Here is a 25490-nt window from a genome sequence, read left to right as displayed (position 1 = left end):
GCCTGCGGGATGCGAGCAGCCCCGCTCCTGCCTCCGAGCCTGCGGCCAGGACAGTCCAAACGGTACGGGCGCACTCCTCAAGGACACGGGCCCGCCCGCGGCATACTGGTCCGGGCGGACGAGCACGTATCGCGCCCCAGGGGAGGCGGAATTGCTTTCGCCGGCTGGAAATCCTTCCACGGACTCCTGGGCGTACATCCGGGTGAGGTCCACCTCGAGGACGGTGCACACGCGGCTCAGCGTCCAGTAATAGCCGCACAGATGCGATGACCCTGGCCGACGGGACGGCGCTGACGTATGACGCCCTGGTCATCGCCACCGGGGTGCGGCCCCGCCGGTTGCCCGGCACCCAGGGGACGGGCGGCATCCACCATCTGCGCGCACTCGAGGACGCGTTCACGCTGAAGGGTCGTCTCCTAAAGGGGCGGCGCCTGGTCGTGCTCGGGGCCGGATTCATCGGCGCGGAAACCACAGCGTCGGCCCGTGGCCTGGGCGTTGAGGTGACGTTGATCGAGCCGGCGCCCGTGCCACTGGCGCACGCGCTGGGCGAGAGGGTCGGTCGACTGCTGACCCGGGCACACCGTGACCACGGAGTGGATCTGCGTACCGGAGTGGCCGTCGACAGCGTACTCAGCCATGCCGGCGCGGTCTCCGGAGTCCGCCTGACCGACGGCGCGAAGGTGGCCGCGGAGGACATCGTGGTCGGCATCGGCTCGCTTCCCAACACCGACTGGCTGCAGGACAGCGGACTGCTCCTGGACGACGGACTGATCTGCGACGAGTTCAGCCAGGCCGCAGCAGACGTCTACGGCGTCGGCGACGTGGCCCGCTGGCACAATCCACTGTTCGATTCCATGATGCGGATCGGGCACCGGACCAATGCGGCTGAGCAAGCCCTGGCGGTCGCCCGCGCCCTCCTCCATCCCGAGGCCCGCCGTCCATTCGCTCCGGTGCCGTACTTCTGGTCCGACCAGTACGACATGAAGATCAAGGCCTACGGCTTTCTGCGCGGTCACGAGGAGGTCGCCATCGTTCACGGCGACCTTGCCGCACGCAGCTTCATCGCGGCATTCCGCGGCGGGGAACGGCTCGTCGGCGTCGTAGGGGTGAACGTCCCGCCGAAGGCGCTGCTGCCGTGGCGTGCGGCGATCGCAGCCCGTCAGTCCTGGCAAACATCCGTGAGCGGGACCGCGCCCCCGATCGGCCGCCGCCCAACGCACTCCCAAGGGCCGTGCTCGGTGAGTTCCAAGTGGCCGCCGACACCGGTCATGGGGGCGTCGGCGGGCTGACCGCACGGGTGACGATCGCTCCAGGGTGTGCCTCACCGCCCCTGGCTTTGCAGCAGCTGTGTCAACGTGAACGCTTCCGCCTGGTGACGAGCCGGCCCGATGCGCGGCCGGCGTACGGGCCCCGATCGCTCACGCCGTGGCAGCTCCCGCGCAAAGCCGTTACACCGCCCGCGGCGCCTTCATGGCCGGGAGATCAGCAGCAGCACGGCGTCGTCGGAGAGGGTGCCGCCGGTGTGCTCCAGCAGGTCCGCGTAGAGGCGCTCGGCAGCGCCTTCCAGATCGTCCGCGGAGGCGCGTGCGAGCCGCCCCGCGCGGTCGGCGAGAGAGTAGAACGAGCCGTCCATGGCGCCACGTGCCTCGATGACGCCGTCGGTGTACAGCACGAGGACGTCGCCCGGGCCAAGCCGCTCTCGCCACGGCGCGGGGGAGCTGGTGGCGTACTCGGACAGCCCGAGCGGCAGCCAGTGGGCGGGCGGGTCGAGCGTGGTCACGGTGCCGTCCGGGGCGACACGCAGCGCAGGGACGTGCCCGTGGTGCAGTAGCTCCACCATTCCCGGTTCGTTGAACTGCAGAAACAATGCGGTGGTGAAGTCGCCGGGCGTCAGGTGCCGGCTCACGCTCGTGTCCACCCGCTCCGCGACCCGGGTCAGGCTGCACTCGTCGTACGCCGCCTCCCGGAAGGAGCCCAGCGCCACCGCCGCCGTCTGCACCGCCTCCAGCCCCTTGCCGCGGACGTCGCCGACAAGGGCGCGTACGCCGTGCGGGGTGTCCAGTATCTCGTACAGGTCACCGCCGATCCGCGCCGTGTCGGCCGCGGACGTGTAGCGCACGGCCAGCCGCAGGTCCCCCACTCTCGGTCCCGAGGGCCGCAGCAGCGCCTGCTGGGCCGCCTCGGCGACGAAGTGGACGGCGGCGAAGGTCCGCCGGCCTTGCTCGGCGCGCCAGGCGATGTACGTGGAGAAGAACGTGACGATGACAAACGCGGCGACCTGGCCCACCCGCAGCGTGAGGCCCTGCGTCACCCGTGCCGCGGCGACGTGGAATATCACCAGCTGTGCGGCCAGGCCGATCACGCCGACCAGCAGGGTGCGCCGCCAGGTCGTGGAGACACTGGCCAGTGCCGGGGCCATGACCAGCATCGGGGCCAGAAACGTCGTGGGGCCGATCAGCCAGTCGGCCACGCTGATCGCGGCGATCATCAGCAGGGGCAGCAGCAGCCCGCCCCCCGCCGGTACGAGCGAGTCCAGGGCGCGGAGCGTGGGCCCCCCTCTGTACGGCTGTTTCGGTCGTAGAAGTTTCACCTATCGAACATAAGCGGACATGGCGGGCCACGAGAACAGTCCGAGGGCCATTCTCGATGTGATGCTCCTGACTGATCCGTTCGAGCCGATGACATCGGTGGCATGTCCTGGACACACGGTGAAGGGGCACCCCGGCTCCGGCGGACAGCATCCCCCTCACCGCTCACACCAGGCCCACACCTGCGGCTTCAGGATGGAAACCCACCATTCCGGCGCACCACGCGTCGGAACTCAGAGTTGGTGGAAGGACGGGTCGTACTGCTCGCCGAGGACGACCCGGCCTATGGTCGCCAGAACGTGATCGCTGTTGTCATGCAGCTCGTACAGCGTCAGGTCGCGCAGGATCCGCTCCACAGGGCTTGGGCGGATCAGGCTGCGGGCGCCGCACACCTGGATGGCGTGATGCACCAATTCCTGCGTCAGCCGCGCAATCACATGCCAGGCCCTGTCTCCGGCGATTCGGGCCTCGCCGAGCCTGCCCTCGTCCCACAGACCGGCGACGTGGCGCAGCCAGAGGCGGGCGGTTTCGGCATTGACCACCATGCTGCCCACCCGCTGCTGTACGTAGGGATCTCCCCCCTTGCCCTGCCGTTTCAGATACGCAAGCCCGTACTCATATGCGGCGAGGGCGCCGCCGAGGAAGCTGGCTGCGTAATGGGGGATGAAGGCACTCTGCCATTGCCCGTCGAAGTAGCTGCCGGGACCGCCGATGACATGCTCGCGCGGTACGAACGTGTCGTGGAAGCGCACCGCGTGGCTGACTGTCGCCCGCATGCCGATGGGATCCCACCACGAAGAATCCACGGTCACACTCGGATCGGACAGATCGCAGGCGAGCAGCAGGAGTCTCCGGCGGACGTCTCGGGTTCCGCGGGCTCCGCCGGCGCCGTACGGATCGACGAGCAGGATCGCCCACTGTGCGCCGGTGGCGCTGGTGGCGAACGCCTTGCTGCCGTTCAGGGTCCAGCCGTCCTGGACGGGAGCCAGCGTGGTGCCGAACCGAACGCTCTCGCCCGGCTTCGGGGCTTGTGGTTCGCCGCTCCAGGCGGCCCATTTCTCCCCGTGTTCCACCACGCCGGCGAACCAGCGTCGTTTCTGCTCCGCGGTGGCCAGGGCGTCGACAAGGACAAGTGAGTTGGCGTGCCCTTCCCAGCAGCGGGCCAGCGACAGATCGGCCTTGGCCAGCGTGGTGGTCATCTCCCACAGGGGCAGGGTGTTGCCCTGTTGAGGGCCGTAACCAAGGCCCCCGTACTCCCGGGGCACGGTGACGCCCAGAAGTCCGCTGGAGAAGAGATCGTCGAAGTCCTCGGCGGGGAAGACGGCCTTGCGGTCGTACTCCTCGGCGCGGGGTGCGAATCTGTCCGCGGCGAGCTTCGCCACGGTGCGGAGAACGGCCTGGTCGTCTCCGATCGCCGGGTTGCGGGCCGATCCCACGGTTCGGGGCAGGTCGCCGGTCATGCCGGTGCCCTTCCAGCCGGTGTGGCTGCTTCCAAGCGGTAGAAGTGTGCTCGGTACATCACGTTCGGCATCCGCGCATCACTGGGGTGGACGGTATGGACGTCGATGGTCAGCAGGCCACGGTTGAGGTAGCCGACAAGAATGACCTGCCGGGAGCCGAGCGGTCCTTCGGCGAGGAAGGCGATGGCCTCGGTGGCGTCGATGTCATCGGCCAGCGGGACTGCGGGCAGGGTGGCGCCGGTGACGGGGGTCGCGGGCGGTCCGGGCGCCTCCTGTGAGGGGTTGGGATCGCCCCGCTCGGTGATCCGCAGCATGAGCCGGCTGCCATCGACCGCGGCATCGACCACGTCGATGCCGGTGGCGGCGGTGTCGAAATTGACCCAGTCCCCTGCCAACGGCGCCGGATCGACCGCGTGTACCGTCATGACCGCTCCTCCGCCCTGTGGAAGAACGAGCGGGCCCAGTGGTCGGCGCCTGCGCCGTCGTCACTGAACACAGTGGACGTGGTGACGATCAGAACGCCCGTCTTGTGGTAGGCGCTCACGACGGTGCGCACCGAGCCGAACGCGTAGACCGCCGAGAACGACCAGGCGGCCGACGGTGTACCTGGCGGGGTGTAAAGGACCGCCGGCGCTTCGCCCCAGTCGCGCGGCTGCGGGCTCCCGGCGCCGAAAGCCCTCACGAACATGCCTTCGTCGTGCCACGTCGCGCTCAGTACAAGGGGGCCCTTCGTACCGCGCTGGTCGGCGTTGACCCACTCGCCGAGCAGCGCCGATGGCGCCGGCGTGGCGGCCGGGCGGGGTGCGGGCGCTCCGGACGGGGACGTCGAACGGGTTGTCATGGTGCCTCCCGCCTCGTGGGATGCGTCGGAACCGGTGCCCCTGACGGGGTGAGGTCGTGGGCGTCAGCCTGCGCGGCCGGGCCGAGACAGAGGGAGCGCAGGCGCAGCGTCTCCGGCATGGAATGGCCGGTCAGCAGCCTGAACTGCTCGCGTACTTCAACGAACAGGACCTCCCAGCCATCGATGCCGATGAGTCCGCGGGCACGGGTGGCGCGCGTGAGTGCGGTCGGCGGATCGCGGTAGGCCATCTCCAACACCGCCGCGTCCCAGTCGGCGGCGGCGACCGGGAACGGCTCCCGTTCCACCAGGGGCGTGGCATGCGCGAGCACGGCGTACCCCGCCGGCGAGAACCGGGACAGGGGTACGTAGGGAAGCCCGAGCTGTGCGGAGGCTTCCAGACCGTGTGCGATCCCTCGGTTGACCAGGGTCACCCTGGCTCCGGCCCGGCCCAGGGCCCACGCGACGGCCCGCCCTGCGCCACCGCAGCCGATGACGGCGGCTCTGCGGCCGCTCGGGTCGACTCCGGACAGGGCAAGGGTGCGCAGGGCCGCGACGGCGTCGGTGGTGGCCGCGCGCCAGCACCCGTTGTCGAGGCACAGCAGGTTGGCCGCGCCGCACCCCAGCGCCTCCGGGTCGGCGGCATCGGCCAAGTGGAGCGCGCTCTCCTTGTGGGGGGCGGTCACGGTCAGCCCGTGCAAGGGCAGCCCGCACAGGGAGCCGAAGTCGAAGCCCCAGTGCCAGAAGCGGGCAAACCGGTCCACCTGAAAGGGGAGATAGAGCGCGGGTAGCCGCAGTTCCCGCAACGCCGCATTGTGCAGCCGAGGCGACAGCGACCTGGCCGGGGCACCCCCGGCAATGCCGAACAGGCCGCTGAGCGGGGGCAGCGCGGGCAAGCCGTAGTCGGTCAGGAGCCGAACCACGCTCGGCATTCCGTCCGCCCCCGGCGCACCGGCCCGGCCGAAGACGACGGGCGCCCCCAGCCAGGGCGCCAGCACCCGGGTCCACGTGCCGACCGGACCGGACGCGAACGCCGTCACGTCCCTGCGACCGAGCCCGGTCAGCAGCAGCGGCGCGCTCGATCCGTACTGTGCGCCCGGCTCCGGCACGAGGAGGTACAGCGCCGCCGGTACGGCGGCCATCGCGGCGAACCGCTCCCGGAGTGCTCCTGATGCCTCCAGCAGTCCGGCCCTGCCGCCACGGTCGGGCGTGCCCGAATGTCCGGACGCGTGCCAGGAGACACGCCGCTGCCGGGCGGGGACGGCCGCCAGCAGTTCGGGCTCCATGTCGTCCATCGCCTCAAGATCGACCCGTTCATAGTGGTCGGCCGCGCGCAGGAGCCGGGTGCTCCGTTCGACCGGGCCGGCCGCCGAGCGGCCACCATGTCGCCGAGAGCGCAGGCTGTACGTCAGCGGCCCCCTGAAGTACCGACGCAGCTGGGCCGGATCGGGATCGCCGACCAGGTCGGCACGGATCTCCAGTTCGTCCGCCACCTCTGCGAGGCCGCGCAGACGACCTGGGGTGAGGTCTTCCGGTTCGGAGACCACCGCGACCAGCCGGGCCCGACGCCCGGCGGCACCGTATCCGCTCGTCAATCGCGCCACTGGACGTACTCCTCCAGACGGGCCCGCTGGGGCACGAACCGATTGACCGGGGCTGCCTCGTCCGCGTAGCCGACCGCCATGGTGCAGACGACGAGCCGGTCGGCGTCGATTCCCGCCTTCGTGCGCAGCACGTCCGCATAACCGGCGACGCTGAACTGCGGACAACTGCTGAGACCCTTGTCCACCAGCCCGAGCATGACGTTCTGCAGGAAGAGGCCCATCTCCAGGAAGGTGCCCGGCACCGCGTTACCGGGCAGATGGCAGACCAGGGCGGTCGGCGCCCCGTAGAAGCGCAGGTTGTCGCGGAAGTGCGCCCGAGCGGCCGCGGGGTCCGGGAGGGCGTGGCCCTTGGCCAGCAGCACTCCCGTCACGGCCTGGTCGGCGCGTCGCTCGACGACATCATCGAGCGACGGCGGCCGGCTGGTGTAGTCCGGTCGGGGCGGGTCACCGCTGTCGAACGCCGCGCACAGGGCGTCCACCAGCGCCTTCAGCGCGCTGCCGGTGACCACTGTCAGCTGCCACATCTGGGTGTTGCGGCTGGACGGCGCGTGGCCGGCGGCGCGGAATATCTCCGCCAGGGCATCCCTGGGTACCACCCGGTCCAGAAAGGCTCTCTTGCAGTGGCGGGAGGTGATCAGGGACAGGCCGTCGCGAAGCCCGCATGTCATCCGTGACTCACCCCCGTCCGGATGTGATCCGACGAGGGTCGCAGGACTCGGTGAGCTCGCACAGGCGGACGCGGACGGACCGCTGGATGTGCTGCGCGCAGCCAAGGTACGCCTCTGGGGACCGCCCCTCCGGATCGGGGATGTCACCGTGCGGGTCCAGACAGAGGGTACGGCCCTCGGCTTCGGGCGCCATGGCGATCACCCTGTCGCGATGGGCTCGGGTCATGCAGTAGATGACGAAGCTGGCCCGGCACAGTTCCGAGGTGACCGGCCGAGCGCGGTGACGGCGGGGATTTCCCCGGCCCGGCACCCGTGGCAGTCCCAGTTCGGCAAGGGCGGACCGGGCGCCGGGAGCCATCGCTCCCGCAGGCAGCGGCGTCGCGACACCCGCGCTGGAAAACCGGAAGAGGTGTGCGACGCCCGCCTCCGCAGCTTGGCCCCACGCGATGACCTCCGCCATGGGCGAGCGGGAGGTGTTCCCACCGCAGACGAACAGCACCCGGAGTGCCGCACCGGTGCCCCGGGTTCGCCACCAGAGGGCGGCCGACGGGCAGGACAGGGCCGCAGCCGCGCCGACGCCGAACGCGAGCGCGATCAGCTGGCCGGTCCCGGGAGCCTGGAGCCCGGCCAGCAACGTGAGCGCATAGGAGGCGACCAGGCCGGACATCAGGCTGGCGAAGGCCCAGGCCGGTACACCCCAGGTGTATTCGCGTCGGTCGAGGTAGATGAGCGAAGCGAAAATGAACAGCACCTCGTAGACCACTCCGATCCCCACTGCCCCCAAGGCGGCAGGGGTGCCGAGGAACGTGGTGAAGCCGGCGCCAAGCTGTGGTTGCCCCGCCAGCGCCCCTGCGCCCAGCAGCAGAGCCAGCCAGACCGGTGCCACCGCATGCTCCTCCGCGAAGAATCGGCGGTCCGTTGCGACAACCCCGTTCTTGGCGACGTGGCTCATGATTTCGAACCGGCCGAGATAGCCGACGAGGTAAATGAGGACGCTCAGCACGGCGGCCAGCGTGAGGTGGTAGCTGTTCACATCGCCGAGAGCCACCGAAACCGCAATAAGACTGAGACACAGCCCCACCCAGGAATATTTCATGACCCGCCGCCTGCCGGCCATGTCGATCAATGGGGAGAGAATCAGAACTCCGCCCCTCATCAACAACAGCATGAAGAGGATCGAGACGCCGGAAAAGGTGTAGTTCATTGTAGTGGCGCCGATGATAAGCGAAGTGAAGAAGCCGGACGCAAGTGTCTCCCGCCCCGGCACCGGAATTCTGCGCCCACCGATCTCACTCCGCCGCATGTCCCGCCACCGGCCCGTCAGGCCCATGAAGAGCACCATGACGAAGATCTGCCCGAGGGCGGCGGCCGGCAGCATCTCAAAGCCGCTGACCGGCTGGGACGATAGCGGAGTCACCCCGCTGGCGAGCGCCTTCACCAGCATGGCGTAGGGAATATACGATACGAAGTATCCGAAGGTGAGCCAGCCCATAGCTGTCCCGTTACTGGTCGAACGTCAAGGATTTGAAGCCACATTCGGGGATCGACGCGCCTGGTCGAAATCTGACCCGAAATAATCCGGTTGGAACCCTGCTATTCAGCCGCAGACGCGTTTGATCAGCCTACCGCCCTCAGGCACATGCAGCCAGCGCAGGAGCAGTGGGCCCGTGGGCTCTGGCACCGAGAAGGTGGAGCAGCCGTGTCCGGCCCGTGCACCGCGGTGCGGCCATGAGAGCGCGCGGGCCTGCCCGGAGGAAAGCCAGGCGAGCCCGGCATTCGGGCAGACGTCGCGTGGGCTGACCACCTTGCCGGAGTCGGAACGGCGATGGGTGACGAACACGGGGCCGCCGGCGCGGCTGGAAACGGTTTGGTCTGCATTTCCCGCGGGTCGCTGCGTAGGCTGATACGCAGGCGATATACCAGCTCACAAGCCTTATTGATCGGAAACTCAATCAGTTCTATTTCAAGAATGCAGCGGACGTGAGGGCCACCGAAGTAGCCGCGGACGATGCGGGGGTGGCGTCGGAGCCGGTGGAAGCGGCGGATCTCGGAGGCGAGTTGGCCTGGTCGCGGGCCCGGCTGTGCATGGGCAGGCTGCGTTTTTGGGTCGGCGCCGACCAACTCGTTGGGGTGCAACTCCGGCGAGTACGACGGCAGGAAGCGCGACTCGATCCGGTCGGAGTGATCAGCCGGCCAGGCGCGGACCGTGCGGGTGCGGTGCGCGGAGTGATCGTCCGGGACGAGGTGAGTTTGCGGTCGAAGTGGCCCGTGAGCCGGTCCAGTAAGCGGCATATCACCTCGGCGTCGAAGGTCTCGGTGAACACCGTGAAGTGCATCCGGCCCTTCGTGCTGATCGCGGACATCGCGTTCACCGAAAACCTGTTGCCCGAGCGACGCACGACAGGGCACACCCTCTGGCGCCCCAGGTGGGGCCGGTGGCCCAGTCGGAGCGGATACCGACCTGGTCGGCGAAGAGCACCTCGCCGCTGCCGTCTGCCTGAGAAGGCTCTCGGGTACGCCATGGAAGTCACGGATCATTCGCGACCGTGCTGACTCGGACTAGACGGAGCTCAGCATGGTGTCGCGACGCGCACAGCGCCAAACCGCCCGCCCCTTCCTGGAACTGCACTGGGGTGCACTGCGCGTGCTCGTTGAGTGCGCGCCCTGTCGGCTACTGGACGTGATCAGCGGCGCGGTCAGCGCACTTGGCGGAATGTGGTTCGGCGGACGACGACCTACTTCCGGATGCCGCGCAGCACGATGTCGAGGTAGTTCCCCGAGTGATCGCCGTCTGATGCGTGCTCGGGGAGGGCCGCGACCAGCGTGAGGACCTCGATCGCGGTGACATCTCCGCGCACGACCCCCTCGGCCTGGGTACGGGCGAAGAGTTGCACGAAGGCGGTCTTCATCGGTGCGCAGGCGGCCGCCATGGGTGAGGCGTCCTCGGCCAGTCCGTTGCCCACCCGGGCGCTCATCCCACGGTAGCGCGAGGCGCTGCGGTCGTAGAGCCGCAGCCACGTCGTCAGCGCCTCCCAGGGGTCCGGGACGTCGACGAGTTCGACGGCCTTGGCTTCCAGCTGGTCCACTTGCTCCTTCATGATCGCGACGAACAGGTGCTCGCGGCTGGGGAAGTGCCGGTAGAGCGTGCCCTGCCCGACCCCGGCCTCCTTGGCCACGTCCTCCAGGTTTGCGTCCGTGCCCGAGCGGGCGAACACGGCCTTGCCGGCCGCCAGCAGGGCCTCGTAGTTGCGCCGCGCGTCCGCGCGCAGGGGTTTCGCGGTGGCTGGAGAGGTCATGCAGCCACCTTACCCAACAACCGGACACCGCGTCCGATTGCGAAACGGACACCATGTCCGTATCGTCGCAGAGGTAATCGGACACGGTGTCCGGATTGGAGGCGGGGTTGTGAGCAAGATCTGGCACCTCGGCTTGGCCGCGCCGGACCTCGAGCGGGGCATGGCCGAGGTGGGCGAACTGTTCGACCTGACCTGGCGCCCGGTCGATGACCACCAAGGACGCCCCGGGCCGGCCGAACGAGGTGGACTGCCACGTCACGTTCTCGCTCGGCGGACCGTTCGCCGTCGAGATCTGGCAGGCCATGCCCGGCACACCGCAGGCCACCCCGGAAGCGGGCTGGCCGCACCACATCGGCTACTGGGTCGATGAGCTCGGCTCCGACGGCGTGGACGCCGGTCCGCTGGACGCCTCCTGGCGCCAGCAGCCCGGCACCCCCGTCTACACCGCCGACCTCAGTGCGGATGGCGCACGTCGGGCGCTCGCCGCCGCCGAACCCGAAAACACCAGCCTGGCGTGAGCGCCTGCGCACACCACAAGGCTGAACCGACCCGGTCTCTCCCGGAGCCGCTGCCCGGGTGAGACCACGCCCGCACACCCACGGCGCCCCGCCATAAACCTGGCCGGGCACGGAAGAAGGAATCCGCATGCATGCAAACCGAACACGCCCCCTGGTGGCGGTGGTCACCGGTGCGAGCCGGGGCGCCGGCCGGGGCATCGCCCAGGCGCTGGGCGGGCACGGCGCCACCGTCTACGTCACCGGCCGCAGCCAGAACTCCGCCGACTCGCCCTACGGGGGCACGATCGGGGAGACCACCGCACTGGTCGACGAGGCCGGCGGCACCGGCATCGCGATGGCCGTCGACCACGGCGACGACGCCGCGGTCAAGGACCTGTTCGCCACCGTCCAATCAGCCCATGGGCGCCTGGACATCCTGGTCAACAACGCGGCCAAGGTGGTCGGAACCCCTGCGCCCGGAGGCTTCTGGGAGAAGCCTCTGGAGGCGGCCGACCTGCTGACCGTCGGACTGCGCTCGCACTACGTCGCCGGCTACTACGCCGCCCCGCTCCTGATAGCCAACGGCCGGGGCCTGATCGTGAACACCGGCCACTACGGCGCCGTCTCCTACCACCACGGCGCCGCCTACGGCGCCCAGAAGGCCGGCGCGGACAAGATGGCCGCCGACATGGCCAAGGAACTGCGCCCCCACAACGTGGCCGCGGCCTCCATCTGGATGGGCGGACTGGACACCGAACGCACCCGCGCCTACCTCGCCTCCCTGCCGCAGCAGTCCCGCCCGACAGCCAAGCGGGAATCCCCGCAGTTCACCGGCCGAGTCATCGCAGCGCTCTATGACAGCGCCGACCTCATGGCTCTCTCCGGCCGGGCACTCATTGGCGCAGAACTCGGCGCCTACCTCGGCGTCACCGACATCGACGGCAGCTCCCCGCGCAGCCTGCGCCACCAACTCGGCGGACCGCCCGAACCCCATCTCAGCCTCCGGTGAGGCGGGAGCCGGCACGCGGGACGTGGCCGAGCGTCGCTGAGCCATGACCGCCTCATCTCAGTGTGAAAACCCGTCATGAGTCCTCCAGGGCGCCAACTCCGTGATCGCCTATGGCAGGGCGGGGAGATCGCCTCGAACCGCCGTAACGAGCAGGAGATGGGGGTTGAGGAACATCCATGTCAGATCGTGCGCCAAGCCGACGTCGGCCCTGGTGGGCGGCTGACGGGGTGCCGACGCCCGGACCGATCCGAATTGGTCCCGCAGATAACACCCCCATACCTGCGGTGACTTGCGTCCTGTGACATGGATTTTTGAGCTCGTGCCATCGAGGTTCGAGCGAAGGGAGCGCCGCTGCTCGGAGCTTCTGGCCGGATGGCGGTAGCCGGCTGGTTCAGGTGATGAGCGCGGGCGTGAGGCCGAACGTCGGGACCAGACTCGGGTCGTTGAATGCCGTGATCCGGGCGATGCGGGCGCCGGTCAGGGTCAGGACCTGGACACCGTACGCCTCGTACCGGCCATTGCCGATGCGTTTGTAGACGACGAGGGCGGTCTGGCCGTTGGCGCGGGTGGGCACCATCCACCACAGGCCCCTGCGGAGTACTCGACCGGCCAGGAATCCGGCGACGGCCCGTCGGCCGGTGAACCAGGTCGGGATCGGCGGCATCTCCATCTCGACGTCGGCCCGCAGCAGGTTGATCAGCGCGTCGAGGTCGGCGCGGGTGAATGCGTCGACGTAGTCGTCGAGGAGGGTTCGCAGGGTCTCCTCGTCCGGCTCGGCCGGGTCGTCCTCGAATGGTCCGGCCTCGGCCAGGCGGGCCCGGGCGCGGCGCAGCGCACTGTCGACGGCTGCGGTCGTCGTGTCCAGCATCTCGGCCACCTCGGTGGTCCGGAACGCCAGCACGTCGCGCAGTGTCAGCACGGCCCGCTGCCGGGCGGACAGGAACTGGAGTGCGGCGATGAAGGCGAGCCGCACTCCTACCCTCCTGACCGCGATCGCCGCCGGGTCGTCGGCGCCGACCAGCGCGTCGGGCGCCGGCTGGAGCCACGCCACCGACGGCTCTCGGGCAGCCATGGCCACTCGGTGATCTTCCGAAGGCGCACCCAGTCCTGACGGAAGCGGCCGCCGGGAGCGTGTTTCCAGCGCCGTCAGGCAGGCCCTGGTGGCGATCTTGTAGAGCCATCGCCGCACCGAGGAGCGGCCCTCGAACCGGTCGAACGCGCGCCACGCGCGCAGGTAGGTCTCCTGTACCAGGTCCTCGGCGTCATGGATGGAGCCGAGCATCCGGTAGCAGTGCGCGAGCAGCTCCGGCCGGAACGGCTCGGCCAGGGCGGCGAACTCGACGTCCTGCGGCATCGCAGCTTCTCCCAGGGGGGCGGTGCGGTCCACTGTGGGCGGCGGCTCAGCCGACCGGACGCAGTCCCGCGCCGCTGACCTGGTACTCCGGGCCGGCGCCGGGATCCCCGGCGATTTCCATGACGGCCTTGGCGACCTGGTCCGCGGTAAGGATCGGCTGCAGGCCCTTGACGAAGGAGTCCCGGTCGACGCCCTGGCGGGCGGCGTAGCCCGCCACCCCGACCGAGCCTACGCCGCCGGCCGGAGTCAGTGTCGGAAGCAGCGCGTGGAACCGGATGCCAAGGCCGGCCCGCTCCGACTCGTCAGCCGCGTACCCGCGCAGGTATTGGATGGCGGCCTTGGCGCCGGCGTATCCGCCGCTGAGCGGAGAGCCGCCCAGGACGGCTCCGCTGGACATCGCGAGGACCACGCTGCCCGGCGCCAGGGGCTCCCGCAGCGCTGCCCGCAGCCAGGTGAAGGCGTGCCGGGTGTCGACCTGCCAGTTGCGGCTGAAGGTTTCCCACGTCTGTTCTTGCACGGGCGCCATGTGCGGAGCGGCCCCGGCGTTGAGGATGAGCAGGCTGGGACGGTGTGCTCGAATCACGTCCTGCGCGAGCGCTTCATCGGTGGCATCGGCGGCGACGGGCGTGAAGCCCGCGCCGAGTTCGTCGCTTACGGCGCGCAGCTCCTGCTCGTCGCGGGCGATGCCGACAACGCTGGTGCCCGCGGCCACGAGCGCGGCTGCAATCGCGCGCCCGAAGCCACGGCTGGCACCTGTGACAACAGCGGCCTGGAAGGGATCGGACATCGGAGACTCCCCAGGGGTGGTCGGGTTCGGTCCGCATCAAGACCAGCCGCAGGAGGAAAACCCGTCGCCGTGACCCAATCAGGAATAGTGATGTGGGTCACACTCACAAGTGGATTGACCGACCGTCAGGCAAGTCAGCAAAAGGTCAGCATGGAGCCGACCGACCATGGCGACAGATGACCACAGGCGCACGTGACCGAACCGCCCGGGAAACCGATACTGGCTGAGAAACGCCGGCTCCCAGGGGAGCCGGAAAAGTGAGGGGCGAGCCGTGTTCTACTACCTGCTCAAGTACGTACTACTGGGGCCGCTGCTACGGCTGGCGTTCCGGCCCCGGATCGAGGGCCTGGAACATGTGCCCGCGTCGGGTCCGGCCATCGTCGCCGGCAACCATCTCTCCTTCTCCGACCACTTCCTGATGCCGGCCGTCCTCAAGCGGCGGATCACCTTCCTCGCCAAGGCCGAGTACTTCACGGGTCCAGGAGTGCGGGGCCGGCTGACCGCGTTCTTCTTCCGCGGCGCCGGGCAGATCCCGGTGGACCGTTCCGGCAAGGAGGCCGGCCAGGCCGCGATCCGGGAGGGGCTCGGAGTGCTGCGCAAGGGCGAGTTGCTCGGCATCTATCCGGAAGGCACGCGCTCGCACGACGGCCGGCTCTACAAGGGCAAGGTCGGCGTGGCCGTGATGGCACTGCGGGCCGGTGTCCCGGTGATCCCCTGCGCGATGATCGGCACCTTCGAGGCGCAGCCGCCCGGCAAGGTCATCCCGAACATCCGCCCCGTCGTGATCCGCTTCGGCAAGCCCCTCGAGTTCTCCCGCTACGCCGGGATGGAGAACGAGAAGGCCGTTCTGCGCGCGATCACCGACGAGATCATGTACGCCGTTCTGGCCCTCTCCGAGCAGGAGTATGTCGACGAGTACGCGGCCGTCGTCAAGGTCGGGCAGGCGGCGACGAAGGGCGGGAAGGAACGCAAGTTCCCGCGCGCGCCGTTGAGTTGACGTGGGTGAGGGGCGGCGGGAGTGTGTTCCCGCCGCCCCTCGGCGCCGTACCGGAGGGGTTACGGCTGCGGTGTCGCGTGCGGGGTGCAGGTGACGTCCGCGCCGTCCAGCCTGCCGGTCAGCAGGTAGGCGTCGACTCGGTCGTTGACGCACGGGTTGACCAGGCCGGTCACACCGTGCGAACCGGCGCCCTGCTCGGTGATGAGGCGGGAGCCCTTGAAGCGCTTGTGCAGTTCGACGGCGCCCGGGTACGGGGTGGCGGCGTCACGGGTGGACTGCACGATCAGCACCGACGGCAGCCCCTTGTGGGTCGTGACGTTCACGGGGGTCCGCTGCTTGACCGGCCAGGTGGCGCACGGCAGGTTCATCCATGCGTTGGCCCAGGTCATGAAGGGGTACTGCTTGTTGAGCTCGGTGTTGTCGCGGTCCCACTTCCGCCAACTGGTGGGCCACTTGGCGTCGGTGCACTCGACGGCGGTGTAGACGGCGTTGCCGTTCTCCGAGGAGATGTTGCCCGCGGTGTCGGAGAGGTCCGGGGCTGCCGCGTCGACCAGGGCCTGGGTGTCACCCGCGACGTACTTGCTGAACACCGTCGCGACCGGGACCCAGGAGGAGTCGTAGTACGGCGCGCTCTGGAAGAAGGAGATCAGCTCGGCCGGTCCCACGACCCCGCCGATCGGGCTCTTCTTGGCGGTGGCGCGCAGCTGGAGCCACTTGGCCTGCACGGCGTCACGCGTCGTCCCCAGGTGGAAGGCGGCGTCGTGCGCGGCGACCCAGTCCTCCCAGTCCTTCCAGCGGCCCTCGAAGGCGACGTCCTGGTCCAGGTTGGCCTGGTACCAGATCGTCTCCCGCGACGGGTTGACGACACTGTCGACGATCATCCGGCGCACATGCCCCGGGAACAGGGTCCCGTACACGGCGCCGAGGTAGGTGCCGTAGGAGACACCGAGGTAGTTGAGCTTCTTCTCACCGAGTGCGGCCCGGATGACATCCAGATCGCGGGCGGTGTTGGCGGTGGTCATCTGCTGGAGCATCGCCCGCCCGGTGCGCTCGGCACAGCCGTCCGCGTACTCCCTCGCGAGCTTGCGCTGGGCGGTCTTGTCGGCCTCGGTGTCCGGCACCGGGTCGGCCTTGGGCGCCTTCACGAACTCCTGCGGGTCGACGCAGGAGATGGGTACCGAGTGGCCGACGCCGCGCGGGTCGAAGCCCACGAAGTCGTACGCCTTCGAAGCGTTGACCCACAGGGGGCTCTTGTTGGTGACCCGGAGCGGGAAGCGCATCCCCGAGCCGCCCGGGCCGCCGGGGTTGTAGACGAGCGCGCCCTGGCGCTCCGCCTTCGTCCCCGTGTTGCCTATTCGGTCGACGGCGAGCTTGATCTGCTTGCCGTAGGGCTTCGCGTAGTCGAGCGGCACGCTGACCCAGCCGCACTGGACCGGCTTGGTCAGGCCCCAGTCGGCCGGGCAGTCCGCCCAGTCGATGCCGGCCTTGGCGGCGTGCGCGGCGGCGACGGCCGCGCCCCACTGCTCACGGTCCTGCCCGTGCCGGGCCTCGGCGCTGGAAGCGGGCACCGCGAGCGCACCGGTGATCAGGCTCGCGGTGATGAGCGCTCCGGCCGTGCCGAGCGCCAGAATCCGGCTCCTCGATCTGAAGTTGTCCCTCAAGTGGGCCCCTCCCCGTACTTGGTTACGAATAGTCAGGGGGGATCCTTCCGGCTGTGAGCCTCCTGAGAACAGGGTGTGACAGCGGTCTTTACCAATCCGATAACCGGACGATCACGTCCCGCTGAGCGGATCAGCCACCGAGGTGGTCCAACGCCTCGTCCAGCACCCGCCGAAGCCGCAGCGCATCGACCGCCACCGCACTCACGAGTACGGCGGGCCCGGTGAGCGGAGTGAGCGCGGCACACTCCCCCAGCATCCGCGCCGCCATCGGCTCCGCCGCGAACTCGGCTCGTACGACGACGAGTTGTCCCACCGCGCGGTGTCCCGCCAGCACGGCGGGCCCGTCCCAGCCACCGGGCGCCCCGGGCCCGCAGGCCAGCTCCTGGTCGAGCACGGTCCGACCTGCGACCCGCACGGTGACCCGGCTGCTGAGCCGACCGGGCTCCTCCCCCACCCGTCCGAGCACCTGTTCCTCGCGCCACACCAGCCGGCCGCCCGCCCCGACGTCCAGGCGGGTGGAGACAGACAGATCGCTCCCCTTCGCCGAGATCAACTGCTCTGGCAGCCACCGCAGTTCACCACCGTCGGCGACATCGAGCCGAACGTCGTACCGAGCCTCGCCCTTCAGCTGGCCCGGCAGCGCGATGGTCGCCGCGGCCGATCCGACCCAGAGCCGGGCCCCGTCCTCCACCCGGGTCTCGATCCCGAACCGGTCCCCGCCGAGCGGCCCGCTCATCGCCCCGACGACCATCACCCGGGCCTCGGCACCGCTCCCCCGGGTACGGCGCAGTGCGAGCGGCCCCTCCCCCTCCAGAACGGGAAGCGAGGTACCACCCCGTCCATCGCCCCTGGCGACGATCCGCGCGTTCGCACACACCCCGGTGACGGTCATGCCGTCCACGCAGCGCGCCGCTCCCGCACCCACCGGGCGACCTCCCCGACTCCGGCCTCGCTGCGCAACGACTGGAAGACAACGGGCAGCTCGGCCCGCTGTGCCTTCGCGTCGGCGGCCATCCGCGCCAGGTCCGACCCCACGTAGGGAGCGAGGTCGGTCTTGTTGACGACGAGCAGGTCGGCGGTGGTGACACCGGGGCCGCCCTTCCGCGGAATGTCATCACCCCCGGCCACATCGATCACGAAGATCTGCGCGTCCACGAGCCCCTTCGAGAAGGTGGCCGTGAGATTGTCCCCACCCGACTCGACGAGGATGAGATCCAGTGGCCCGACCTCGTCCTCCAGGTCCTCCACAGCTTCGAGGTTGGCCGAGATGTCGTCCCGGATCGCGGTGTGCGGGCAGGCCCCCGTCTCGACGGCGGTGATCCGCTCGGGCGGCAGCACGGCCTCCCGCAACAGAAACTCGGCGTCCTCGCGCGTGTAGATGTCATTGGTGACGACGGCGAGGGACAGCTCGTCACGCAGGGCCCGGCAGAGGGCGGCGACGGTGGCGGTCTTGCCGGACCCGACCGGCCCGCCGAGCCCGATCCGCAGGGCGCGCCGGGATCCGTCGGGACGGTGGGCGTCGGCGCTCACGGCGACGGGACCGTGGTGGTGATCGTGGTCGAGATGCATGTACGGCTCCTTCATAGACACTCTCAAGCCCGTCCGGCGTTCGAGGACAAGGCCGTTCAGGCCGAAGCGGGCGCAGCCCCCTGGGACGGGACGGGCAGGGGCGGAGACAGGCGCTGTATCCAACAGCGGCTCCGCCGCGGGCCCTACGACGCGAACAACCGCACCGCCCACCCCGCATGCCACTCCGCCCCGATCTCCAGCAACGGCGCGGAACCGGCGGGCAGCTCGTCCACCCCGCCCCCCTCGGCCACCCTCCGCGCCGCCTCCACCGCCCGGTCCACCACCCGGTCCACCTCGGGCGCCAGCCGAGCCAGCACCCCCGTCGCCTCGAACGGGTCCAGACTGAGCAACCGCACCACCGCCGCGGCCGGCCCGCTCACGCACTCGTACGCCGCGCAGTAGGCCGCGTCCTCAGCCGAGAGCCCCGCGGCCCGGGCGACCGTCCCCAACGCCACGGGCTGATGAGCCCCCTTGGGGAACTCCCGTGCCAGGGCGTCGAGTTCAGCGCTCGGCCAGGTGGTCCGCGCGGCACGCAGCAGCTGTCGCCCGAGCCTGCGGGCCGCGCCCCGAAGTGCGGGCGACGGCGTCCGCGCATCCGCCGCCGCGTCCAACTCCCTCACCTCCACACCGAGTACCGCTGCCGCGGCGAGCGCGCCCGCCACCAGCCCCGCCGTGTGCAACCGCCCCCGGCAGAACTCCTGCAGGCTCGCCGCCCCGGTGATCCGCCCGGCCTTGACGCCCGCCTCCGCCCCGCCGGAGTGCGCATGTCCTCCGGCGGGAAAGCGGCCGTCGGCCAGTACCAACAACGCTGCCCGAGACATCACAGACCTCTGCTCTCAGAAGAGGAAGTAGCGCTGGGCCATGGGCAGTTCGGCGACCGGTGTCGCCTCGACCAGCTCCCCGTCGATGTGCACGGCGAAGCTGTCGGGGTCGACCCGCACCCTCGGACGCGCGTCGTTCTCGCGCATGTCCGCCTTGGTCACCCCACGGGTCGACTCGATGGCGATGAACCGCTTCCCGAGCTGCAACCGCTCCGGCAGCCCGTCCTCGATGGCGAGCGGGGCCACGAAGTTGAAGGAGTTGGCGGCCGGCGCCCGCCCGATCGCCCCGTACATGGGACGCGGCAGAATCGGCTGGGGCGTCGGGATCGACGCGTTGGCGTCGCCCATCTGCGCATAGGCGATCTGCCCGCCCTTGATGACGAGCTGCGGCTTGACCCCGAAGAACGCGGGCTCCCACAGCACGAGGTCGGCGAGTTTGCCGCTCTCGACGGACCCGATCTCACGGGCTAGCCCCTGGGCGAGCGCCGGGTTGATCGTGTATTTGGCGACATAGCGCCGTACCCGGCGGTTGTCGGCCCGTCCGTCGCCCGGCAGCGCGCCCCGCCGCCGCTTCATCACGTGCGCGGTCTGCCAGGTCCGCAGAATCACCTCGCCGACGCGCCCCATGGCCTGCGAATCGGAAGAGATGATAGAAATCGCACCCAGATCGTGCAGGATGTCTTCCGCCCCGATGGTCGACGGCCGGATCCGGGACTCGGCGAAGGCCAGGTCCTCCGGCACCGCCGGATTGAGGTGGTGGCACACCATCAGCATGTCGAGGTGTTCCTCGGCGGTGTTCACCGTGTACGGCCGCGTCGGGTTGGTCGAACTCGGCAGTACGTGCGGCTCGGAGACGACCGTCATGATGTCCGGCGCGTGCCCGCCACCCGCGCCCTCGGTGTGATACGCGTGTATCCCCCGCCCGCCGATCGCGGCGAGCGTGTCACCGACGAACCCGGCCTCATTCAACGTGTCCGTGTGGATGGCTACTTGGATGCCGGTGCGGTCGGCGACGGTGAGGGCCGCGTCGATGACCGCCGGGGTGGTTCCCCAGTCCTCGTGCAGCTTCAGCCCCAGTGCCCCGCCCCGGATCTGCGAGAGCATCGCCTCGTGCGAGACGGTGTTGCCCTTGCCGAGGAAGCCGATGTTGAGCGGGTACTGCTCCATCGCCTCCAGCATCCGGGCGAGGTGCCAGGGGCCCGGTGTCACGGTGGTGGCCTTGGAGCCCTCGGCCGGTCCGGTGCCGCCGCCCACCAGTGTCGTGATCCCGGCTGCCAGCGCCTCGTCGGCGATCTGCGGGCAGATGAAGTGGACGTGGGCGTCGATGGCGCCGGCGGTCAGGATCCGCCCGTTGCCGGCGATGACCTCGGTCTCCGGGCCGATCACCAGGTCCGGGTGGACTCCGTCCATGGTGTCGGGGTTGCCCGCCTTGCCGATGCCGGTGATCCGGCCGTCGCGGATGCCGACGTCGGCCTTGACGATGCCCCAGTGGTCGACGACCACGGCGCCCGTGATGATCGTGTCGGGGGTGCCTTCCGCACGCGTGGCACGCGACTGGCCCATGGACTCGCGGAGGACCTTGCCGCCGCCGAAGACGGCCTCGTCACCGGCGAGCCCGGGCCCGCCGGAACGGTCCTCCTCGATCTCGACGATCAGGTCGGTGTCGGCAAGCCGGATCCGGTCACCGGTCGTTGGTCCGAACAGGTCGGCGTAGGCGGCGCGGGAGATCTCAGGCATCGAGGGCACCTCCGGTCTCGCCGCGCAGCCCGGGTACGACACGGGCCCCGGCGAGGGGGACGAGTTCGACGTCGACGGGGATGCCGGGCTCGAAGCGGACGGCGGTGCCTGCGGCGACGTTCAGCCGCTTTCCGCGCGCGGCGCTCCGGTCGAACTCCAGTCCGGGGTTGGCCTCGGCGAAGTGGTAGTGGGAACCGACCTGGACGGGCCGGTCGGCGGCGTTGAGGACGGTCATCCGGGTGATGTCGCGGCCCTCGTTGTACACGATGGGCTCGTCGGCGAAGAGAATCTCTCCGGGAATCATCGGCATCCCCTCAGACGATCGGGTCGTGGACGGTGACGAGCTTGGTGCCGTCCGGGAAGGTCGCCTCGACCTGGACGTCATGGATCATCTCGGGGATGCCGTCCATGACGTCGTCCCTGGTGAGCAGCTTGCGTCCGGAGGCCATGAGCTCGGCGACGGTACGGCCGTCACGTGCGCCCTCCAGGATGTGCGACGTGATGAGGGCGATCGCCTCGGGGTGGTTCAGCCTGAGCCCGCGGGCCCGGCGCTTCTCGGCCACGTCGGCCGCCACATGGATCAGCAGCCTCTCTTGCTCGTGCGGGGTCAGTTGCACGTCCCACCTCACAGTCCTCGCTCCGGACCGTGCGGGGTCCGGTTGCCGCAGCCACCGCGACAGATTGGGCTCACGAATCCAATCCGGATAGAAAACCCCCTGGTGGCGTGGATCGGCAGGCTAGTTTGCCGGAGTTTCGGCGACGTTAACCGGACCTTGATCACCTCATGGCCGGTGCATGGGGTGAGTCTCAGCGCACGGCGCGAACCACCAGCGACGCCAGTTGCCGGCCCGCCGCCTCGTCCAAGGGCGCGTGGTCGAGCAGCAGGCGGTACCAGAGCACGCCGTAGACGACGTCGATGAGGAGTTCGGGGTCCACATCGGCGGCGATCTCGCCGCGCGCCGCGCAGGTGACCGGCTCGATCACACTGGTCTCCGCGTCCACGGCACGGTCGGCGCCGGCCGGGACGGTGACCTTCGCGGCGGTCAACGGCGCCCTTGAACGGATCGTGTCACCCCTCGCCGCCGAGCTCGCGCCCGTACGGGTGAACGCCGTGTCACCGGGCGCCGTCGACACGCCGTGGTGGGACTTCCTGCCCCAGGAGCAGCGGCAGGCGCACTTCGCGGCGGCAGGCGCAGTTCGCGGCGGCAGCCGACACGGTGCCTGCCAAAAGGGTCGGTCCCCCTGAGGACGTCGCCGGTGCCGTTCGCTACCTCATGGAGGCCACCTACGTGACCGGGTCGGTCCTGCCGGTCGACGGTGGCTTCACGGTCGCCTGACGGTCCTCGACACACCCATCGGCCGTCCCCCGGACGCTCCGGGGGAGGGCCGATGTCATGACGGCGGCTAGGGCCTGTCGTTTGGATCAGGCCGCAGGTCAGTAGCGGTGCAGTTCGATGCCGGGGAGCGGGGGCCGGTGCGTGTGGCTGCAAGGCGGAGGAGGCGTGGACAATCAGCCGCTACCGCGGCGGGCGACGCGGTGGGGGCACCCCCGGCCGAAGGCTGGGGGACGTCGGCGACCGACGACAACGCGGCAGTGCGCGTGCCGGCCCCCGCGTCTGCGGAGTGATCCAAACGACAGGCCCTAGGAGCCCGGGGCGCTCCGGTGTTCGGCCGCGATGCCGAAGCGGCCGCGCTCCGGGCGTACGGCGGCGGTCTCGCGGACCGTGGAGACCGAGCTGACCACCTGGTCCTCGGCGACTTCCGGGAGCTCTTCGAGGCGTTCGAGGTCGGCAGCGGAGACGAGGGCGACCAGAGGCTTGCCGTGCCGCGTCACGACGACACGCTCACCGCCGTACACCACCCGGTTGATCAGTTCGGCGAGTTCAGCCCTGGCTTGCGTCACCGGAATCTCGTAGGCCATGAACCCAGCTTACGGGGCACCCCGGACAACACATCTTGTCCCGCGACAGCGGAACACCCCGCGACACCCTTCCAAAGATCTGTACGTCCTGTACATTTTTACCGAGAGTCCGGCCGCTGAGATTCAGCCGCGAGGAGAGGTACGTCATGACCCGACCGTCCGCCCGCTACGTCCTGCCCGAGTTCACCGAACGCACCAGCGCCGGGCAGCGCACCCTGGATCCGTACTCGAAGCTGCTGGAGGAGCGGATCGTCTTCCTCGGCACGCCCGTCGACGAGACGTCCGCCAACGATGTGATGGCCCAGTTCATGTACCTGGAGCACGCGGCGCCGGAGCGGGACATCTCGCTGTACATCAACTCTCCGGGCGGCTCGTTCAGCGCGATGGCCGCGATCTACGACACGGTCCAGTACGTCGGCTGTGACGTGGAGACGATCTGCCTGGGGCAGGCCGGGGCGTCGGCCGCGGTGCTGCTCGCGGCGGGCACACCGGGCAAGCGGTCCATGCTGCCGGGGGCACGCATCGTGCTCCAGCAACCGTCGCTGCCGGAACCGGTGCAAGGCCAGCCGAGTGATCTGGTCATCCAGGCAGAGGAGTTGGACCGGATCCGCACACTGCTCGAAGGGATGCTCGTCCGGCACACCGGGCGCACGCCGGAGCAGGTCCACCAGGACCTGGAGCGGGACCTGGTCCTGGACGCGCAGGCGGCTCTGGCGTACGGGCTGGTGGACCGGATCGTGCCCAGCCGCAGGACCTCCCTCGGTCTGCCGGACGCGGGGTGAGCGGCCGATGCTGCCACCGGAACTTCCGCCGCTGCCCGCGCTGACCCGGGCCGAGGGCGAGTTGATCGACCGTTATCTGGACGTGGTGGATCTGCTGGGCCGTATCAATCCGGCGCAGAACGAGGACACCTATCGTGGGCTGCGCGCCGCGCAGGCGCTGGTGCGCGCGGCGTCCGAACTGCGCGACGCGCTGGCCCTGATGCATCGACGGGGTGAGACGGAGCTCCACGGGGACACGCTGGCACGGGCGTTGCGGGTGCTTGACGGTGAGCGCCGCACCGCTCGCGTCGCACTCCCGCCCGACTGCGTACGGTGACGCCCACGGGAGTCCGGTGCGACGCGTCCTCCGGCCCACCACCGGAGTTGAAACGACCCAAAGGAGTTACCCCCGTTCGGCGGAGTGTGGCGTGGTTTTACCTGACCGCCGAGGTCGCTCAAGGTGCGCGCGCGGAGGTGCCCGCGGACGGCTTAGGCGCAGGTCCGGGGCTACGCAGGGCAGTTGACGACTAATCGAACACAACACCGTGCCCCCGAACGGGTGGGTGGTGAGTAACTCCACAAACCCCCGATTTCGTTGGGATTTTCAGACATCCGTGAGTGAGGATCCGTGTCTGACGACAAGCCCCCGCCACAACGGCGGGGCGGTCCGGGCGGACGCCGAGTCCTGCCGCCGCTCGGACGACCGGTCGACGGAAGTGCATCGGCAGGAGTGGAGGACCCAAGCACGACGGGTCGTCGGCACGGTCGCACCTTGACCGGCCGAGCAGCCCTTGGGGTGAAGCCGCGGTAACGCGGCCGGGCAACTTCGCCAGCCCGAATCCGACAGGTCATCCTTCACAGGCGGCTGACGAAGGGTTGCGCATGACTGCGCTCAATCGTGTTCCGTCGCTCATGGCGCGGGCCGGCACGGCCTCGGCGCTCACCATCGCCGCCGTGGGCGGCTCCATCGTGATTCCGGGTGTCGCCTCCGACGCCTCGGCCGCCACGATAGCGACGAAGGCGCTTAAGATCGCTGCCTCGAAACAGGGCTCGCCCTACAGGTGGGGCGCCACCGGACCGAACCGGTTCGACTGTTCCGGGCTCACGCTGTACTCGTTCAAGAAGGCGGGCAAGAAGCTCCCGCGTACGGCGGCCCAGCAGTACAACAGGACCCGTCACATCTCGGCCGGCAGCCGCAAGGCCGGGGACCTGGTCTTCTTCCACTCGGGTTCCAGCGTGTACCACGTCGGCATCTACGCCGGGAAGGGAAGGATCTGGCACGCCCCGAAGACCGGGGACGTGGTGAAGCTCCAGAAGATCTGGACAAGGAGCGTCTGGTACGGCCGGGTCAGCTGACCCACCCAGCAGCCGGCCGGCGGGAACTCAGGGCTACGGTTCCTGCTGGCCGGCCGCGGTGACCGTACCGGCCGGGACTGCCCAGGGCAGTTCGATGAAGACCGTCTTGCCGCCCTCCCGGGTGGGGCGCACCCGGAGCTTGCCTCCGCACTCCGCGGTGAGCCAGCGGATGATGACCATGCCGCGCCCGTTGTCCTGCTGGACCGCGGCGGGGAGTCTCTTGGGGAAGCGCGGGTGACTGTCCGTGACGCCGATGCGCAGATGTTCGTCACGGTCGAGGACGAGGTCCACGGTGAAGGTGGGTGACTGCCCGAAGGTGTGCTGCACGGCGTTGGTGGCGAGTTCGGAGACGATGAGGCGGATGGTGTCCGCGGTTTCCGTCTCCCGTGGCAGCCCCCACTCCGCGAGGGTGCCCAGCACATAGGTGCGAGCAGTGGAGACCGAGGCTGGATCGCTCGGCAGAGTGAGGGATGCTTCCAGGTGGTCTGCCATGGCGACGTCGTCCCTTTCCCACGGGACCGGAGCCCGACACGGTGCGGATGGTTCGAGTACGGTCCCGGACTGGT

General features: G+C 69.7%; 28 protein-coding genes, 3 pseudogenes and 1 riboswitch. Of the genes and pseudogenes, 9 read left to right on the top strand and 22 right to left on the bottom strand.

The window, feature by feature from the left end; translation table 11 throughout:
- Window positions 1-266 precede the first annotated feature (266 nt).
- Window positions 267-1289, top strand: coding sequence for an FAD-dependent oxidoreductase (locus ABZ396_RS28200; RefSeq protein ID WP_358922024.1), 1023 nt, complete (start codon window positions 267-269; stop codon window positions 1287-1289).
- Window positions 1290-1468: 179 nt separating this feature from the next.
- Here the strand turns inward: ABZ396_RS28200 and ABZ396_RS28195 are convergent, their stop codons facing one another.
- The 10 genes and pseudogenes from ABZ396_RS28195 to ABZ396_RS28150 form a co-directional block, all read right to left on the bottom strand.
- Entirely contained in the window at window positions 1469-2590 is a 1122-nt protein-coding gene (locus tag ABZ396_RS28195) for a PP2C family protein-serine/threonine phosphatase (RefSeq protein ID WP_358922026.1), read from the bottom strand.
- A gap of 231 nt (window positions 2591-2821) precedes the next feature.
- A complete protein-coding gene (locus ABZ396_RS28190; protein WP_358922028.1) occupies window positions 2822-4048 on the bottom strand; it encodes an acyl-CoA dehydrogenase family protein in 1227 nt (408 codons plus the stop codon).
- Window positions 4045-4473 carry a hypothetical protein gene (locus tag ABZ396_RS28185; protein WP_358922030.1) on the bottom strand — a complete coding sequence of 143 codons (429 nt, stop codon included), beginning with the start codon at window positions 4471-4473 and terminating at the stop codon, window positions 4045-4047. Before ABZ396_RS28185 ends, ABZ396_RS28190 begins: the two co-directional genes overlap by 4 nt.
- Window positions 4470-4889, bottom strand: a complete 420-nt coding sequence (locus ABZ396_RS28180; protein ID WP_358922032.1) for a hypothetical protein — start codon at window positions 4887-4889, stop codon at window positions 4470-4472. The genes ABZ396_RS28185 and ABZ396_RS28180 overlap by 4 nt, the downstream gene beginning before the upstream one ends.
- The gene (locus ABZ396_RS28175) at window positions 4886-6490 is read right to left on the bottom strand and encodes a type I 3-dehydroquinate dehydratase (RefSeq protein WP_358922033.1); all 1605 of its coding nucleotides are present in this window, start codon (window positions 6488-6490) and stop codon (window positions 4886-4888) included. The genes ABZ396_RS28180 and ABZ396_RS28175 overlap by 4 nt, the downstream gene beginning before the upstream one ends.
- On the bottom strand, window positions 6478-7158 hold the full coding sequence (locus ABZ396_RS28170) for a nitroreductase (RefSeq protein ID WP_358922035.1): 681 nt from the start codon (window positions 7156-7158) through the stop codon (window positions 6478-6480). The genes ABZ396_RS28175 and ABZ396_RS28170 overlap by 13 nt, the downstream gene beginning before the upstream one ends.
- Before the next feature lie 7 nt (window positions 7159-7165).
- Entirely contained in the window at window positions 7166-8650 is a 1485-nt protein-coding gene (locus tag ABZ396_RS28165) for a hypothetical protein (RefSeq protein WP_358922037.1), read from the bottom strand.
- Window positions 8651-8890: 240 nt separating this feature from the next.
- Window positions 8891-9004 (bottom strand): annotated as a pseudogene (locus ABZ396_RS28160) (site-specific integrase); the annotation flags it as partial.
- Window positions 9005-9330: 326 nt separating this feature from the next.
- A pseudogene (locus ABZ396_RS28155) lies at window positions 9331-9450 on the bottom strand (hypothetical protein); the annotation flags it as partial.
- A 443-nt stretch (window positions 9451-9893) separates the two neighbouring features.
- Window positions 9894-10454 (bottom strand): TetR/AcrR family transcriptional regulator, encoded by a 561-nt coding sequence (locus tag ABZ396_RS28150; RefSeq protein WP_358922039.1) that lies wholly within the window; start codon window positions 10452-10454, stop codon window positions 9894-9896.
- Window positions 10455-10816: 362 nt separating this feature from the next.
- Between ABZ396_RS28150 and ABZ396_RS28145 the strand changes: the two are divergent.
- Window positions 10817-10972 (top strand): annotated as a pseudogene (locus ABZ396_RS28145) (NADP oxidoreductase); the annotation flags it as partial.
- Between the two features lie 127 nt (window positions 10973-11099).
- Window positions 11100-11960: an SDR family NAD(P)-dependent oxidoreductase gene (locus ABZ396_RS28140; protein ID WP_358922041.1), complete on the top strand. Its 861-nt coding sequence runs from the start codon at window positions 11100-11102 to the stop codon at window positions 11958-11960.
- Between the two features lie 391 nt (window positions 11961-12351).
- On the opposite strand, the gene ABZ396_RS28135 is transcribed toward ABZ396_RS28140, so the two are convergent.
- Both ABZ396_RS28135 and ABZ396_RS28130 read right to left on the bottom strand, forming a co-directional pair.
- Window positions 12352-13347 carry a sigma-70 family RNA polymerase sigma factor gene (locus ABZ396_RS28135; protein ID WP_358922042.1) on the bottom strand — a complete coding sequence of 332 codons (996 nt, stop codon included), beginning with the start codon at window positions 13345-13347 and terminating at the stop codon, window positions 12352-12354.
- 13 nt (window positions 13348-13360) lie between these two features.
- Window positions 13361-14101: an SDR family oxidoreductase gene (locus ABZ396_RS28130; protein WP_358922044.1), complete on the bottom strand. Its 741-nt coding sequence runs from the start codon at window positions 14099-14101 to the stop codon at window positions 13361-13363.
- Between the two features lie 271 nt (window positions 14102-14372).
- On the opposite strand from ABZ396_RS28130, the gene ABZ396_RS28125 reads away from it, so the two are divergent.
- Complete coding sequence (locus ABZ396_RS28125) at window positions 14373-15098, top strand: lysophospholipid acyltransferase family protein (RefSeq protein WP_358922045.1); 726 nt, start codon at window positions 14373-14375, stop codon at window positions 15096-15098.
- Between the two features lie 59 nt (window positions 15099-15157).
- Here ABZ396_RS28125 and ABZ396_RS28120 read toward each other — a convergent pair whose 3' ends face one another.
- The 8 genes from ABZ396_RS28120 to ABZ396_RS28085 all read right to left on the bottom strand — a co-directional run bounded on the left by ABZ396_RS28120 (window position 15158) and on the right by ABZ396_RS28085 (window position 21822).
- Entirely contained in the window at window positions 15158-16759 is a 1602-nt protein-coding gene (locus ABZ396_RS28120) for an alpha/beta hydrolase (protein ID WP_358922047.1), read from the bottom strand.
- A 130-nt stretch (window positions 16760-16889) separates the two neighbouring features.
- Window positions 16890-17651: an urease accessory protein UreD gene (locus ABZ396_RS28115; protein ID WP_358922151.1), complete on the bottom strand. Its 762-nt coding sequence runs from the start codon at window positions 17649-17651 to the stop codon at window positions 16890-16892.
- Entirely contained in the window at window positions 17648-18328 is a 681-nt protein-coding gene (gene ureG, locus ABZ396_RS28110) for an urease accessory protein UreG (RefSeq protein WP_358922049.1), read from the bottom strand. Before ureG ends, ABZ396_RS28115 begins: the two co-directional genes overlap by 4 nt.
- A 143-nt stretch (window positions 18329-18471) precedes the next feature.
- Window positions 18472-19149 carry an urease accessory UreF family protein gene (locus ABZ396_RS28105; protein WP_358922051.1) on the bottom strand — a complete coding sequence of 226 codons (678 nt, stop codon included), beginning with the start codon at window positions 19147-19149 and terminating at the stop codon, window positions 18472-18474.
- A gap of 15 nt (window positions 19150-19164) precedes the next feature.
- Complete coding sequence (locus ABZ396_RS28100) at window positions 19165-20886, bottom strand: urease subunit alpha (protein ID WP_358922053.1); 1722 nt, start codon at window positions 20884-20886, stop codon at window positions 19165-19167.
- On the bottom strand, window positions 20879-21190 hold the full coding sequence (locus ABZ396_RS28095; protein WP_358922055.1) for an urease subunit beta: 312 nt from the start codon (window positions 21188-21190) through the stop codon (window positions 20879-20881). Before ABZ396_RS28095 ends, ABZ396_RS28100 begins: the two co-directional genes overlap by 8 nt.
- A 10-nt stretch (window positions 21191-21200) precedes the next feature.
- Window positions 21201-21503: an urease subunit gamma gene (locus ABZ396_RS28090; RefSeq protein WP_358922057.1), complete on the bottom strand. Its 303-nt coding sequence runs from the start codon at window positions 21501-21503 to the stop codon at window positions 21201-21203.
- Between the two features lie 190 nt (window positions 21504-21693).
- Complete coding sequence (locus tag ABZ396_RS28085; RefSeq protein ID WP_359186241.1) at window positions 21694-21822, bottom strand: TetR/AcrR family transcriptional regulator C-terminal ligand-binding domain-containing protein; 129 nt, start codon at window positions 21820-21822, stop codon at window positions 21694-21696.
- Here ABZ396_RS28085 and ABZ396_RS28080 point away from each other — a divergent pair.
- The gene (locus tag ABZ396_RS28080; protein WP_358922061.1) at window positions 21803-22132 is read left to right on the top strand and encodes an SDR family oxidoreductase; all 330 of its coding nucleotides are present in this window, start codon (window positions 21803-21805) and stop codon (window positions 22130-22132) included. The two genes, ABZ396_RS28085 and ABZ396_RS28080, sit on opposite strands and share 20 nt — an antisense overlap.
- On the top strand, window positions 22104-22223 hold the full coding sequence (locus ABZ396_RS28075; RefSeq protein ID WP_358922063.1) for an SDR family oxidoreductase: 120 nt from the start codon (window positions 22104-22106) through the stop codon (window positions 22221-22223). The genes ABZ396_RS28080 and ABZ396_RS28075 overlap by 29 nt, the downstream gene beginning before the upstream one ends.
- Window positions 22224-22528: 305 nt before the next feature.
- Here the strand turns inward: ABZ396_RS28075 and ABZ396_RS28070 are convergent, their stop codons facing one another.
- Window positions 22529-22807, bottom strand: coding sequence for a type II toxin-antitoxin system Phd/YefM family antitoxin (locus ABZ396_RS28070; RefSeq protein WP_358922065.1), 279 nt, complete (start codon window positions 22805-22807; stop codon window positions 22529-22531).
- A 146-nt stretch (window positions 22808-22953) separates the two neighbouring features.
- On the opposite strand from ABZ396_RS28070, the gene ABZ396_RS28065 reads away from it, so the two are divergent.
- The 3 genes from ABZ396_RS28065 to ABZ396_RS28055 all read left to right on the top strand — a co-directional run bounded on the left by ABZ396_RS28065 (window position 22954) and on the right by ABZ396_RS28055 (window position 24924).
- Window positions 22954-23589 (top strand): ATP-dependent Clp protease proteolytic subunit, encoded by a 636-nt coding sequence (locus tag ABZ396_RS28065; RefSeq protein WP_358922067.1) that lies wholly within the window; start codon window positions 22954-22956, stop codon window positions 23587-23589.
- Between the two features lie 7 nt (window positions 23590-23596).
- A complete protein-coding gene (locus ABZ396_RS28060; RefSeq protein WP_046730013.1) occupies window positions 23597-23905 on the top strand; it encodes a hypothetical protein in 309 nt (102 codons plus the stop codon).
- Window positions 23906-24234: 329 nt separating this feature from the next.
- Window positions 24235-24447: riboswitch (cyclic di-AMP (ydaO/yuaA leader) on the top strand.
- Between the two features lie 3 nt (window positions 24448-24450).
- On the top strand, window positions 24451-24924 hold the full coding sequence (locus tag ABZ396_RS28055) for a C40 family peptidase (protein ID WP_358922069.1): 474 nt from the start codon (window positions 24451-24453) through the stop codon (window positions 24922-24924).
- Window positions 24925-24957: 33 nt separating this feature from the next.
- Here the strand turns inward: ABZ396_RS28055 and ABZ396_RS28050 are convergent, their stop codons facing one another.
- Complete coding sequence (locus ABZ396_RS28050) at window positions 24958-25416, bottom strand: ATP-binding protein (protein WP_358922071.1); 459 nt, start codon at window positions 25414-25416, stop codon at window positions 24958-24960.
- Between the last annotated feature and the right edge of the window lie 74 nt (window positions 25417-25490).

The organism is Streptomyces sp. NPDC005866 (assembly GCF_040629895.1).
GTDB lineage: Bacteria > Actinomycetota > Actinomycetes > Streptomycetales > Streptomycetaceae > Streptomyces.
Note: the sequence above shows the minus strand (reverse complement) of the source record. Positions and strands in the feature narration are given on the sequence as shown.